15 protein-coding genes are annotated in these 12,861 nt (G+C 70.0%); 5 read left to right on the plus strand and 10 right to left on the minus strand.

Translation table 11 applies throughout. From position 1 onward, the window contains the following. Positions 1–103 precede the first annotated feature (103 nt). On the plus strand, positions 104–1,903 hold the full coding sequence (locus ABZX37_RS43575) for a pyruvate kinase (RefSeq protein WP_354749983.1): 1,800 nt from the start codon (positions 104–106) through the stop codon (positions 1,901–1,903). Here ABZX37_RS43575 and ABZX37_RS43580 read toward each other — a convergent pair whose 3' ends face one another. The 4 genes from ABZX37_RS43580 to ABZX37_RS43595 all read right to left on the minus strand — a co-directional run bounded on the left by ABZX37_RS43580 (position 1,904) and on the right by ABZX37_RS43595 (position 4,833). Beyond that, on the minus strand, positions 1,904–2,500 hold the full coding sequence (locus tag ABZX37_RS43580; protein ID WP_354749985.1) for a LysE family transporter: 597 nt from the start codon (positions 2,498–2,500) through the stop codon (positions 1,904–1,906). It abuts the gene before it with no gap. 144 nt (positions 2,501–2,644) lie between these two features. Beyond that, a complete protein-coding gene (locus ABZX37_RS43585; protein WP_354749987.1) occupies positions 2,645–3,328 on the minus strand; it encodes an alpha/beta hydrolase in 684 nt (227 codons plus the stop codon). 178 nt (positions 3,329–3,506) lie between these two features. Then, positions 3,507–4,073 carry a snapalysin family zinc-dependent metalloprotease gene (locus tag ABZX37_RS43590; RefSeq protein WP_354749989.1) on the minus strand — a complete coding sequence of 189 codons (567 nt, stop codon included), beginning with the start codon at positions 4,071–4,073 and terminating at the stop codon, positions 3,507–3,509. Positions 4,074–4,218: 145 nt separating this feature from the next. Beyond that, complete coding sequence (locus ABZX37_RS43595) at positions 4,219–4,833, minus strand: YbaB/EbfC family nucleoid-associated protein (RefSeq protein WP_354749991.1); 615 nt, start codon at positions 4,831–4,833, stop codon at positions 4,219–4,221. Between the two features lie 125 nt (positions 4,834–4,958). On the opposite strand from ABZX37_RS43595, the gene ABZX37_RS43600 reads away from it, so the two are divergent. The 4 genes from ABZX37_RS43600 to ABZX37_RS43615 all read left to right on the plus strand — a co-directional run bounded on the left by ABZX37_RS43600 (position 4,959) and on the right by ABZX37_RS43615 (position 7,994). Continuing rightward, complete coding sequence (locus ABZX37_RS43600; RefSeq protein WP_354749993.1) at positions 4,959–5,576, plus strand: TetR/AcrR family transcriptional regulator; 618 nt, start codon at positions 4,959–4,961, stop codon at positions 5,574–5,576. 187 nt (positions 5,577–5,763) lie between these two features. Continuing rightward, positions 5,764–6,939 (plus strand): cytochrome P450, encoded by a 1,176-nt coding sequence (locus tag ABZX37_RS43605; protein ID WP_354749995.1) that lies wholly within the window; start codon positions 5,764–5,766, stop codon positions 6,937–6,939. A gap of 13 nt (positions 6,940–6,952) precedes the next feature. Then, the gene (locus ABZX37_RS43610) at positions 6,953–7,147 is read left to right on the plus strand and encodes a ferredoxin (RefSeq protein ID WP_354749997.1); all 195 of its coding nucleotides are present in this window, start codon (positions 6,953–6,955) and stop codon (positions 7,145–7,147) included. A gap of 49 nt (positions 7,148–7,196) precedes the next feature. After that, positions 7,197–7,994, plus strand: coding sequence for a TetR/AcrR family transcriptional regulator (locus ABZX37_RS43615; RefSeq protein ID WP_354749999.1), 798 nt, complete (start codon positions 7,197–7,199; stop codon positions 7,992–7,994). On the opposite strand, the gene ABZX37_RS43620 is transcribed toward ABZX37_RS43615, so the two are convergent. The 6 genes from ABZX37_RS43620 to ABZX37_RS43645 are packed head-to-tail and all read right to left on the minus strand — an operon-like array spanning position 7,960 to position 12,678. After that, complete coding sequence (locus ABZX37_RS43620; protein ID WP_354750001.1) at positions 7,960–8,712, minus strand: methyltransferase domain-containing protein; 753 nt, start codon at positions 8,710–8,712, stop codon at positions 7,960–7,962. The two genes, ABZX37_RS43615 and ABZX37_RS43620, sit on opposite strands and share 35 nt — an antisense overlap. Before the next feature lie 10 nt (positions 8,713–8,722). Further along, entirely contained in the window at positions 8,723–8,953 is a 231-nt protein-coding gene (locus tag ABZX37_RS43625; RefSeq protein WP_354750003.1) for a ferrous iron transport protein A, read from the minus strand. Next, a complete protein-coding gene (locus ABZX37_RS43630) occupies positions 8,950–9,189 on the minus strand; it encodes a glutaredoxin domain-containing protein (protein WP_354750005.1) in 240 nt (79 codons plus the stop codon). Before ABZX37_RS43630 ends, ABZX37_RS43625 begins: the two co-directional genes overlap by 4 nt. After that, positions 9,186–11,306 carry a phage holin family protein gene (locus ABZX37_RS43635; protein WP_354750007.1) on the minus strand — a complete coding sequence of 707 codons (2,121 nt, stop codon included), beginning with the start codon at positions 11,304–11,306 and terminating at the stop codon, positions 9,186–9,188. The genes ABZX37_RS43630 and ABZX37_RS43635 overlap by 4 nt, the downstream gene beginning before the upstream one ends. Then, positions 11,303–11,890 carry a DedA family protein gene (locus ABZX37_RS43640; protein ID WP_354750009.1) on the minus strand — a complete coding sequence of 196 codons (588 nt, stop codon included), beginning with the start codon at positions 11,888–11,890 and terminating at the stop codon, positions 11,303–11,305. The genes ABZX37_RS43635 and ABZX37_RS43640 overlap by 4 nt, the downstream gene beginning before the upstream one ends. Then, entirely contained in the window at positions 11,887–12,678 is a 792-nt protein-coding gene (locus tag ABZX37_RS43645) for an MBL fold metallo-hydrolase (protein ID WP_354750011.1), read from the minus strand. Before ABZX37_RS43645 ends, ABZX37_RS43640 begins: the two co-directional genes overlap by 4 nt. Positions 12,679–12,861 lie beyond the last annotated feature (183 nt).

Raw genomic sequence — 12,861 nt, forward strand, 5'->3', positions numbered from 1 at the left:
CGGCGGCAGAGACTTTCGTCGTCGGCCGTCAGGGGCGAAAGGCTTCTCGATCGGCGCTCTGGCACCCTGGTTGCGGCGGGCACGGGTCCGGGACGCTGAGTGCGTGACGAAGGCACCGCCCGGCAACGGACCCTCCACGGTAACCGAAGAAATCCAGCACCTGTTCGCCGTGCTCACCGACGCCGAGTCCTACTGGTCGGAACGAGTCAGCGAAGTCGCACCTGCCCACGCCGCCGGCGCCCGCAACCTCGCGCACTACTGGGCGGTGCGCCAGTTGGACCTGCGCGATCTCCAAGCGCGGCTAGCCGAGCGAGGACTGTCCTCCCTGGGGCGCAGCGAACCGCACGTGCGCGCCAGCCTGGAGGCCATCGCGTCCGCCGCCGCCGCGCTGGCCGGCACCGACGCCCGCGAACGTCCGTCCCGCGACGATTTCACCACTGGCCCGCGTAGTCTGACCAGCAACTGCACGGCCTTGCTCGGTCCCGAACCCAGGCGGCGACGCACTCGCATCATGGTCACCTTGCCCACCGAAGCCGCGCACGACCCGACGCTGACGGGCGCACTCGTCCGTGCGGGCATGGACCTCGCCCGGATCAACTGCGCCCACGACGGGCCCGCCGAATGGGCAGCCATGGCGGGCCACGTCCGCACCGCCGCCGGGGAAGCCGGGCGGCCCTGCCTGATCGCCATGGATCTCGCCGGTCCGAAACTGCGCACCGGACCGCTGGCCGACGGCCCGCGTGTCGTCAAGCTCCGGCCGCGGCGTGACGAACTGGGCCGTCCGACCACGCGGGCCTGGTGCTGGCTCACCACCGCCGCGACCCCGCCGCCCCGGCCGGACGCCAAGCCGATTCCGTTCCACCCCAAGGGGTTCGGCGTGCTGCGCCCCGGCCAGAACCTGATCTTCCGAGACACCCGCGGCGCACACCGCCGTCTCGTCGTGGCGTCCGCGAGCCCGGCCGGTGTGCTGGCCTCCACCCACCAGACCGCCTACCTCGCCACCGGAACCGTGCTGCGGGCCCGAGACGGCGTCGAGGCCGAAGTCGGCGCACTGCCGCCGGTCGAGCAGTTCCTTACCCTGTACGAGGGCGACCTGCTCACCCTGACCCGCGACTGCACCCCGGCAGAAGTCCAGCGACCGCCCCGAATCGGCTGCACCCTTCCCGCCGTCTTCGCCGCGGCGGCACCGGGCGACCCGGTCCTGTTCGACGACGGCCGGATCGGCGGCACTGTCGTCAACACCGGCGAAGACGCGCTCACTGTCCGGATCACCAGTGCCCGCGACGGCGGTTCCCGGTTGCGCGCGGGCAAAGGCATCAACCTGCCGCAGACCGCGTTGCCCGTGCCCGCGCTGACCGAGGCCGACCGGGCCAGCCTGCCGTTCGTGCGCACGCACGCCGATTTGGTGGAGTTGTCGTTCGTCCGTACCGCGGGCGACGTCGAAGACCTGCTCGCCGAACTGGGCGGACAGGACGGGCTGGGGGTGATCCTCAAAATCGAGACCAGGCAGGCCTTCGAGAACCTGCCCGAGCTTCTGCTGACCGCGATGCGCCGCCCGCGCACCGGCGTGATGATCGCTCGCGGCGACCTCGCGGTCGAATGCGGTTACGAGCGGCTCGCCGAACTGCAGGAGGAAATCCTTTGGCTGTGCGAGGCCGCGCACCTGCCGGTCATCTGGGCCACGCAGGTTCTCGACCAGCTGGCGCGCACCGGCAGGCCTTCCCGCGCCGAGATCACTGACGCCGCGATGGGCGCCGGTGCGGAATGCGTCATGCTCAACAAGGGGCCGCACATCGTCGATGCCGTGCTCACCCTCGACGACATCCTCCGGCGGATGGCCGACCACCACTACAAGAAGACCGCACTGCTTCGGCCCTTGCGTTCGTGGCGGCCGCCGGAGTGATCAGAGCAGCCGCACCGCCAGCACGAGGATTACCGTGCTGGACAGCAATGCGGTACCGAGCCGTCCGCGCGGACCGGTCAGACCCCGTCCGAGCAACGCGCCGCCGATGGCCAGCAGCAGTTGCCAGCTGGCGGAAGCGGCGAACGCGGCGGCGGCGAACACGGTGCCGTTCGCTGGTCGTTCGCCGAGGACGAGTGCGGTGAAGTAGATGATGGTGGACGGGTTGAGCAGGGTCAGGCCGAGCAGGGTCGCGTACGCCTGTAGTGGGTGTGGTTCCGTTGCCAGCAAAGGCGTTTCGGCGGATCGATAACGCCGGACGGCCCGGACCGCAGTCCACGCGGCGAGCAGGAACAGAGCGGCGGCGGAGGTCAGGCGCAGGGGAGTGGTGATCGGGGCGAGCAGCGGGGCCAGCGCGGCGCCGCCGGTGGTGGCGAGAACGGCGTAGACGCCGTCCGCGGTGGCCACGCCCATCGCCGCGGCCGCTCCGACCCGCCACGACGTGCGCGCGGTGAGTTCGACCAGGTAGACGCCGATCGCACCGACCGGCATGGCGATCCCGTACCCGGCGACAAGCCCCGCGACCAGCGCGGCGCTCATCGGACGGCCTGGTTGGTCCCTTCCTGCGCCGTCTGCTGCTTGCCGTCGGAGGCAGGACAACGGGACGGGTCACGACGGGCGGGTTCGGTGGTCATGGCCGGAATACTCGGCTGTCCGAACGGGACTGGGCAACTGAATTTCCGGCTACTCGCCGCGGGCCGCGATCTTGTCGATCACCGTCGCCACCGCTTCCGGCTGGGAGAGCAGCGAATAGTGGCTGGCCGCCAGTTCGACACAATCAGCCCCAGCCCGCTCGGCGAGCCAGCGTTGCAGGTCCGGGTGGAGAATCCGGTCCTCTGTGGACACTGCGTAAGCCGTCGGCAGATCGCGCCAGGCACCAGGACCCGCGGGTACCGCGAAGCATTCGGCGCGAGCGCGCCGCTGCACCGAGGCCAGCGCGGCGGCTCGTTCGGGAGCCACGTCGGCGGCGAAGGCGTAGTGGAAGCGGTCCGGGTCGATCGACGACCACCCGTCCTCGTGGAACACCATCGCGTCGTTGCCGGGAGAGTCCGGGAACTTGCCGTTCAGCGAAGGCACGTTCTCGCCCTCGTCCGGGACATACGCCGCGAAGTAAGCCAGGGCGTTGACCTGCGGATTATCCTTGGCCGCACCGGAAATCACCGCGCCGCCGTAGGAATGGCCGGCCAGGACGACCGGGCCGCTGAAGGCGGCGGCTTCCCGGCGGACCTCGGCGATGTCGTCCGCGAGCGAGGTCATCGGCAGGTGTGCCGCACGGACCCGGTGTCCTTGCCGATGCAGCGCGGGGATCACCTCCAGCCACGCCGACCCGTCGCTCCAAGCGCCGTGGACCAGAACGATTTCCGCCATGAATGCCTCCCCTTCGTCTGAAGGCAAGCCAACCACCGGCGGCGTCCGGGGATTCGCTGTCCCGGCGGAAAGAGGAGGATTCCGACCTCAACCCGGGCCCGAACGGCGCTATCTGACAAGGAAGCCTTGACAGCGAAGCGGCGGCCGGGACGCGCCCGGCCGCCGCTCGCTCAGCCGATCAGCCGACCGGCACCTGCTCGTAGATCCGCTGCTGCGGTCCGGCCGCCGCGCGGATTCCGTTGACCCACAACCGCTGCACCCGGGACGCTTCCTGCGAGTTCGGGTTGGCGTTGTGGCAGGACGGGCCGGGGCCGCCGCCCGACATCAGCTCCGAGCACGGGCCCGAGTAGTGGTCCGGCAGACCGAGCGCGTGGCCGGTCTCGTGCGCGGTGATCCGCGTGTTGTCGTACTGGCGGGCCTGGGTGTAGTCGATGAAGATGGTGCCGTAGCCGTGTCCGTCGGTCTGCGCGTACGACCCGCGCGGGTCGTTGCCCTCGACGTACCGCAGCGAGGCCCCGGACGAGCGCTCGACCAGCTTCACGTTGGTCACCGCGCGGTTCCAGTTCGCCGCGCCCGCGTTGATCGCGGCCCGGAACGACGGCGCGCCTGCCGTCGAGTAGTAGACCGTGGTCGTCGCGGCGACAGACGGGGCAGGAGCCGGAGCAGCGACTGCTACGGCGCCCGAGAGCGGGGCTGCGGCCAGAGCGAGTGCGACCGCGCCGGACAGCACGAACTTCCTGGACATAAGAAAGCTCCTGGGGGGATGGGGGAGTTTGCCGGGTTTGCGCGCGCTCAACCCAAAGTAGGCAGAAGCTCCCGGAATGTGACCCCCCATTCGTACGGTCCGGCAACTGGTGATTTCCCACCACTAACGACGGGTTGACAAGCCGTTACCAGGGCTGCATCTCGTCGTCGTCCTCGCCGGCGGCGCGCCTGCGGTGCGGCCCGGACGTCGGCCGGGGCGGTTCGGGCGCGGCCGGGGGCGGCGGGGTCGTGCCGGGAGGCGGCATCGGCGGACGGCTGTGGGTCGCGCCGGCCGGCGGGGGCATCGGGCGGCCGTAAGCCGCGCTGCCCGGCGGAGTGGTGCTGCCCGGCGGAGGCGCCGGGTACCGGGCGGGCGGTTCGGACCGAGGCGGCTCGGCGGGCGGCTGCGGCTCGGGCTCTTCCTCCGGCTCCGGCAGATACGACTTGACCACGTTCATCATTTCGCTGTCGCCGGCGATCGGCTCGAACGCGTCGATGACGTCGCGCGACACCTGGCGCTGGGCTTTGCCGTAGGCGTCCATGATCGAGGCGGTGAGCCGGGCGCCGCCGTGCCGCAGGGCGCGGTCGTCGATCTCGAGGTTCTTGAGCGTGCCGTTCGGGGCGACCGAAACCGACACCAGCCCGTCGCCCGATTTGGCGCGGCCCTCCGCGGTGCTCAGCGTCTCCTGCAGGGCAGCGCTCTTGGCCTGCATCTCGTCAATCCGCCGCTGGAAGTCGTCCAGCCACCCCTGATCGTCCACCGGCGAACGCTATCGGCCGCCCCCGCCCAGTTGGTGAACCTCGGATGGCTGCCGGGCGACGAAACGATCGACATCCGCGGCGGGCCGGGGCGGACGGGGGCAACGCGAGCGGTAACAATGGGCAAGTGTCCGAAGAAGTCCAGGCCCGTACGCGCAACCGCTGGGGCGAGGGCGAACGGCTGCGCGGGGAAATCCTCGCCGCGGCCAGCAGGCTCCTGTCGGAACTCGACGGCGAGGACGCGCTCACCATCCGAGGGGTCGCCCGCGCCGTCGGCATCGCCCCGGCCAGCATCTACCAGCACTTCAGCGACCGGGCCGCGCTCGTCACCGGGCTCGCCGAGTACGAGTTCGGGCGGCTGCGCGTCGCGATGGACGCGGCCGAGTCCCGCGTGCCCGTCCGCGACGCGGTCGGCCGGGTGCGCGCGCTGCTGCACACGTACTGCCGGTTCGCCATGGCCAACCCCGGCCACTACCGGCTGATGACCGCCAACGGGGCCAGCCGGCCGTCGCCGGAGGCCCGGCCGCACGGTCCGGCGGTCGATCTCGTCGACCGGATCACCGCCGCGTTCGCCCGCTGCGCCGAGTCCGGCACCGCGCTCCGGGTGCCCGCCGAACGGGCCGGAGTGATCGCGTTCGTCGGCGCGCACGGCCGCGTCGCGCTGTTCCATTCGACGGGACGGCAGCCGGGCGGAGACCAAGTCGTGAGTTTCGCCGACGAACTGCTGGCGCTCATTTTCGCTTGAGCCACGGGCGTTTCCTCCCCGTTTGCCACGGTCGTCCACGGCCATCCCGGTGATCTTGGACCGCAGTCCTGGGCAAGTGCTCACCAGGACTCCTAACATGTGTTCAGTAAGTATCCGAACACTCGTTTGGTGACTTCTCCTCCAGGAGGCTGTGATGCCGGAGGCCCGGCCCGTAGAGCACTTTCCGATGAGCCGCGGGCGCTGCCCGTTCGATCCGCCGCCCGAACTCGATCGCAAGCTGCGCGACGAGCCGGTGTCGCGGGTGCGGATCTGGGACGGCAGCGAACCGTGGCTGTTCACCCGCTACGAAGACGTGCGCGCGCTGCTCGCCGACCCTCGGGTGAGCGCCGAACCCGACCGGGCGGGCTATCCGCCGCAGACGCCGGGGATCAAAGCACGGCGCAACCGGTTCAAATCGTTCATCGGCATGGACGAGCCGGAGCACGCCGCCCAGCGCCGGCTGCTCACCGGCGATTTCATGGTGAAGAAGATCCAGGCGATGCGACCGAGGATCCAGCAGATCGTCGACGAACTGCTGGACGAGATGCTGGCCGGTCCGAAACCCGCTGACCTCGTCCAGGCGTTCGCGCTGCCGGTGCCGTCGCTGGTGATCTGCGAACTCCTCGGCGTGCCGTACGACGATCGCGACTTCTTCCATCGCTGCAGCAAGGTCCTGGTCTCGCGGGAGGCGACCGCCGAAGAGTCGCTCGCGGCGGCGGAGGAACTGCAGGGCTATCTCGGGCGGCTGGTCGAGAAGAAGATCGACGACCCGGCCGACGACGTGTTCAGCAGGCTCGCGAACGGACCGGTCTCCGCTGGCGCGATGACCGTCGAGGAAGCGGCCGCGATGGGGCAGCTGCTGCTCGTGGCCGGGCACGAGACCACGGCGAACATGATCGCGCTCGGCACGGTCGCGTTGCTGGAGAACCCGGACCAGCTCGCCGCGGTCCGTGACGGCGACGACGCCTTGCTGGCCAACGCGGTCGAGGAACTGCTGCGGTACCTGACGATCGTCCACTCCGGACGCCGCCGCGTCGCGCTCGAAGACCTGGAGATCGGCGGGCAGACCGTCCGCAAGGGCGAGGGCCTGGTCGCGGCCACGGACGTCGCCAACCGCGACGAGACGCAGTTCCCGGAGCCGGACAAGCTCGACGTCACCCGCAAGGCGCGCCACCACGTCGCGTTCGGCTACGGCGTGCACCAATGCCTCGGCCAGCCGCTCGCGCGGGTCGAGCTGCAGGTGGTGTACCGGACGCTGTACCGGCGGATCCCGACGCTCCGGCTGGCCGCGCCGGTGGACGAGCTGAAGTTCAAGCACGACATGGTCGTCTACGGGGTGCACGAACTCCCCGTGACCTGGTGAAAGGAGTCGCGAGATGAAGGTGGTCGTCGACCAGTCCCGCTGCGTCGGGGCCGGGCAGTGCGTGCTCGTCGCGCCCGAGGTGTTCGACCAGCGCGACGAGGACGGGATCGTGGTGCTGCTGCAGGAAAACCCGACGGAGGACCTGCACGCGCAGGCGAAGGAGGCGGCGCAGCTCTGCCCGGCGCTCGCGATCGAGGTGGACGGCTGAGCCGGCGGCCCCGGCGGTCCTTTATCCTGTAAGGGGAAAGGGGTCGCCGGTGGTCGTGTTCGCGGGGCAGGGCGACGCCCGCCGTTCGATGGAGCTGCTGTGGCGCGCGGGCGTCGAATCGCGCAGCGCGCCGGGGCCGAAACCCGCGCTGAGCGTGGACCTCATCGTGGGCGCGGCGATCGAACTCGCGGACGCCGAAGGCATGTCGGCGCTGTCGATGCGCGCGGTCGGGGACCGGCTCGGGCGCACCGCGATGGCGCTGTACACGTACGTGCCGAGCAAGACCGAGCTGATCGACCTGATGTGCGACCAGGTGTTCGGCGATCTCCGCGACGACCACGACCTGTCCGGCGGCTGGCGTCCCGCGCTGGTGTCTTTGGCCAACGACCTGTGGGACTTCCACTTGCGCCACCCGTGGCTGCTGCAGGTTTCCTACGCGCGCCCGGTGCTGGGCCCGGGGGAGTTCCGGATGCAGGAAACGGTGCTGCGGGTGCTGTTCGCGACCGGCCTGCCCGCCGGTCAGGTGCGGCGGCTGGTGGGCGCGCTGCTCAACGTCGTGCGCGGCGCGGTGCAGATCGCCGCCGAATCGCAGCTGGCGCTCAAGGAAACCGGACTGTCCGATGAGGACTGGTGGCGGGCGCGGACGTCCGCGCTCGGCGAGCTGGCTCCCGATCTGGCTGATCGGTACCCGCATGTCGCCCGGCTAGGCGAGGAGAGCGCGCCGCCGCCTGCGGGAGTGTCCTATTTGGAGCATGAGGCACGGTTGAGCTTCGACGCCGGCGTGGCGGTGCTGGCGGACGGCATCGAAGCGGCTATCGCTTGCGCGCCTCGATCAGGTACCGAGTAGTCGTCGCCACGAACGGTCCCTTCCGCAATTCCTCGTGCAGCTCACGCAGCCGCGGCAGGTACTCGTCCACTGTGAATCCCGGAACCATCCAGATCACCTTGCGCAGGAAGTAAATCACCGCGCCGATGTCGTGGAACTCAGTGCGCAGTTCCTCGAAGCGCAGGTCCACCACTTCCAACCCGGCCTTCTCCGCTTCGGCCTTCGCGCGGTCCGGATGCCTGCTGTTGCGCACTTCCGGCGGCTGCGGCCCGAGGAAGTACTCGACCAGTTCGAACACGCTCCACGGCCCGACATGCTGCGACAGATAGCTGCCGCCGGGCTTGAGGACCCGCACGATCTCGTCCCACCAGACGGTGACCGGATGCCTGCTGACCACCAGCTCGAACGTGTTGTCCTGAAACGGAAGCGGCGGCTCGTCGGTGTCCGCGACGACGGTCGCGCCACGAGGTTCGAGCAACGCGGCGGCCTTCTCGAGATTCGGCGGCCACGATTCGGTGGCGACGGTCAGCGGTGGCAGCACCGGCACGCCTGCCAGCACCTCGCCGCCGCCGGTCTGGATGTCCACAACGGACTGGACGTCCCGCATCCGCTCGCCGATCAGCCGCTGATACCCCCAGGACGGCCGCTGCTCGCTGGCCCGCCCGTCGAGCCACGAGAAGTCCCAGCCGTCGACGGATACCGACGAGGCCTCGTCCACCAGTTCGTCGAAGGTGCGCATCCGGTGATCGTCACAAATTCGGCTCTGGCGGGCCACTCGATTTTCGTTGCGGCGCCGGCGGCACCGGTTTGGCCGCGACCACCGCCGCCAACGGGACGACGACCAGCCCGCGTTTGGTCTCGACGGTGCAGGTCTCAGCGTCGCGAGCGCGAAGCGGACCGAGGGCGTCGGTGAATCCGCCCTCGATCCGGTACCGCACGACAACCCGCGTGCCCAGCGGGAGTTCCGTCAGCGGGGTCACCGCGACAGGCGGGCGTTCAGTTCGTCGTCGCTCGGCTCCACGAGGTGGCTGCCGTCCGCGAAGACGATGGTCGGGATGCGGCGGGCACCGTCCTGCAGTTCGCGTACGCGGGCTTCGGCGGCGGGGTCGGCCTCGACGTCCACATAGTCGTACTCGACGCCCTTGTCGTCGAGCAGCGCGCGGCTGCGTTTGACGTCCGGGCACCAGCTCGCGCCGTAGACGATCGGGTTGCTCATGACACTACCTCCGAGGGGACGACAGCGGTTTTGCCTTCGGCCGCACCGGGTTCCGGATGGCCGAGGAACGTGAGCCAGTCGCGGAACACGCGGTGCACGGCCTCCGCGCCGACGGGTTCGCCGGGCGCCGGGAATTCTCGCGGATGCAGCAGGAAGCCGCGCTGCTGCGGTCCGCCGAGCCCGCCGTGCGAGCCGACGTGCCGTTCAAACGGCGAGGACTGGTCGGAGTCCGCGTCGTACCGGCTGTTGATCATGATGTCCGCGCAATGCGGGAAGCTGTCGACGCGCTGGACCAGCTCAGCGGCATACGGACCGTAGTCGGCCAGCGGGTCTTCGCCGATCACGACGCCGGTCGCGAGCCGCTTCAACCCGTCGCGGCCCAGCACCACCGGGCCGAATTCGCGGCTGCGGACCAGCAGGAATCCGACGCCGTCGTGGTCGACCAGGGTCGGCAGCAGGTCCGGGTACTCGCGCTCGATCGTCTCCAGCTCGACCCGGCCTTCGTGCTCGGTGAACGACACCATCGCCAGATGTCCGGACACTACGGCGACCACCCCGGGAGCCACGCGCGTGACCTGCCCTGGCGAGCCAGTCGCCGTGCGCGGCCGGTCCTCGGCACCTTCCGCGCCTTCGACCCGGGCCCGCAGCCGTCGCGCGATCAGGCCGCCGGTCGCGGTTGCCTCGGCCAGTGCGGCGTTGACCTGCCAGCTTTCCGCCTGTCGACGTTTACCTTGCTCAGCAACGGGTGCACCGCCGCAGAGCCGTCCGACGAGCGCCTCGACGGTCTCGCCGAACCGGTCGACGAACGCCTGGCCTTGAGTCTGTCCGTGGTCTGACAGCCCGACCACGTGGTACTTCCGCGGCGAAAGCCGACCGGCCCGCAGCAGCCGCGCGAACTGCTGGTCGATCGAGCGCAGCACCTCCAGCGTGTCGAACCGTTCGATGCCGGAGTGGTGCGCGACCTCGTCGTAGCCGAGGAAATCGGCGTACACCACCGGCCGCCCGGCGAGCATGTCGCCGATGATCGCGGACACCACGACGTCGCGCGCGATCACCGTCGTGCCCGGCCGGGCGAGCGGGTAGACACCGCCGCGCGGAATTCGCGGCAGGACGCCGGCGCGCCGTTGTTTGGCCGCCGCAGACAGCTCTCGGACGACGTCGGCGAGTGCGACACCGAAGGTCCGCAACACGTTGACCGGGTTGGCGAAGTAAGCGCGGTACCCAGCGCCAACGCGGTCTCGCTGGCGCTTGCGCGGCGTAAGGACCGGCACCGAGCTCATGGTCAGGCTGACGTGCGGGGCATCGCCGGAGAACAGGTTGCCGTGGCTCGCGCCGCCGATCGACAGCAGGCCGTGCCCGTCGCTGTGCCGCCGCTCGATCTCGGCCGCGTCGGACGGGTGCGCGCACGCCATGACGTGGTCGCGATCCTTTTCGTACCAGCGGAAACCGAGGATGTCGTGGTTCGAACCGTGCAGGATCCCGCAGACGCTCGCGCCGGTCTGCGAACTCCAGTCGGTATGCCAGCGGGTGAGCGAATGCGTGCCCTCGGACAGCCACTTGGCGAAGGTCGGCATGTCGCCGTCCCGCACGGCGCGGCGGACGGTGTCGTAACCGAGCCCGTCGATCTGCAGGAAGACCACGCCGGGCGGTTGATCGGCGAAATCAGTGCGGTGCTTCGCTTTCCGTCGACGTCGCGCGGCACGGCGGAAGAAGATCTCGTCCTCGTCGACGGCCAGCACGCTGGAGATCACCGCGCCCACTGCGGACATCGCGACGGTGATGACGACCGCCGTCGAGAAACCGTGCAGCTCAACACCGGGCACGGCCTGCAGGATCGCCAACGCCGCGGCGCTGAGCAGGATGTACGTGCCGACGCCGAGGGTGAAGTACGCGATCGGCCACGCCACCCGCACGACGAGCGGCCACACCACGGAGACGAGCAGTCCGAGGATCAGCGCGCACACCGTCGGCTGCCACCAGGACTGCATCGTGAACCCGTCGAGCCACGCGTCGAGCAGCCGCAGCGCGCCGGTGACCGCAATCCAGACCAGCAGGACCCGCGCGACGACGCGGCCGCCGCGCAGCAACCGGCCCTTCGCCGGAGCAGGTGTCGTCACCGATGTCCTCCCGTCTGGTTGGCCGCTCGTTTCTTGGAGATCAGCGTGGTCAGCACGGTCACGAGCAGCACAAGGACGGTGGCGAGCAGCGTCGCGACGAGCGGCGAGTCGAAGATGCCGCCGCTGAGGATGCCCAGCAGCGAGTACGCCACCGCCCACAGGACGCAGGCCAGGAGACCGGACGGCAGGAACTTGCGCCACGGGTAGCCGAGCGTGCCCGCGGCGAGCAACACCGGGATGCGCCCGGCGGGTACCAGGCGGCCGATCACCACCAGCTGCCAGCCGCGTCTCGCGAACTGCTCGCGGCCCTTCGCGAGGCGTTCGGCTTGCTGGCGTCGTTCTACGAAGCGCAGCAGCGGTTCACTGCCGAGTTTCGGGACGGCGAAGGTGATCACGTCGCCGAGGTATGCGCCAAGTACGGCCAGCAGGATCACCAGCGGGAGCGAGAGGTGGTCGGTGGTCATCGCGACCGCGGCTGCCGCGCCGACGACCGCGCCGGTCGGGACGATCGGGATGACGGAGCCGAGCAGTACTCCGCCGAACAGCGCCGGGTAGCCGATCGCTGACGGGTCTGTCCAGTTCACCCGCGCTCCCTGCGGGCCGGGAACAGGACGTCGGAGCCGGGGCGGGTGTGCAGGACCTCGGTGTCCAGGCCCAGGCAGCGGACGTGGTGCGCGAAGGTGCGCGGGGGTTCCACGAGGAGTCTGCGCATTTTGGCCGTGCGGTGGATGCCGGGGAGGGCCAGGGTGCCCCAGTGGACGGGGACTGCCGAGCGGGCCTGGAGGAGGGCGGCGGCTTCGGCGGCTCGTTCTGGGGTCAGGTGGCCTGGGCCCAGGTTCGGGCCCCAGCCCCAGACTGGGAGCAGGGCTACGTCTACTGGGCCTAGGTCGGCCATGCCGGGGAAGAGGTCTGTGTCGCCTGCTGAGTAGAGCCGCTGGTTGTCGGCTTCCAGCAGGTGGCCTAGGGCTGGGCTTTGCGGGCCGTGGGTCAGGCGGGGGCCCCAGCGGTGGCCTGAGTGGATTGCTTCGGTGGCGGTGATTTTGAGGCGGCCGGAGGTGGTGGATTGGCCTGGGGAGAGTTCTTCTACCTCGGTGAAGCCCTGTTTGGCCAGCCAGGAGCCTGCGCCTTGGGGGACGAGGATTCTGGTGGCTTTGCCCAGGAGTTTGAGGGAGGGGAGGTGCAGGTGGTCGCCGTGGAGGTGGGAGATGAGGACGACGTCTACTGCTGACCAGGCGGCGAGGTCTGGTTTGGGGACTACTCGGGTTAGGGGGCCGATCCAGCGGGTGAGCACGGGGTCGGTCAGGGCTACCTGCCCGGCTAGTTCCACGCGGGTGGTCGCGTGGCCTAGGAAGTGGAGGTTCGGGCTGGTCACGGGTTCGAGTATTGCTGGATGTTCCGGGAGATGCTCGGTGGAGTGGCGGGGGGCACCGTTCGGGGCGGCTCGTCGCCTGGCGGCGACATTGCTGTGGGGGTTGCGTGGGGCACCCCGAAGGTTGATTGTGCTGACGGTCTGGGGGTGCTTGTCAAGGCGGGAAAGATGCCTTGACAAGCACCC

The organism is Amycolatopsis sp. NPDC004079, from assembly GCF_040610415.1.
Taxonomy (GTDB): Bacteria; Actinomycetota; Actinomycetes; order Mycobacteriales; family Pseudonocardiaceae; genus Amycolatopsis; species Amycolatopsis halotolerans.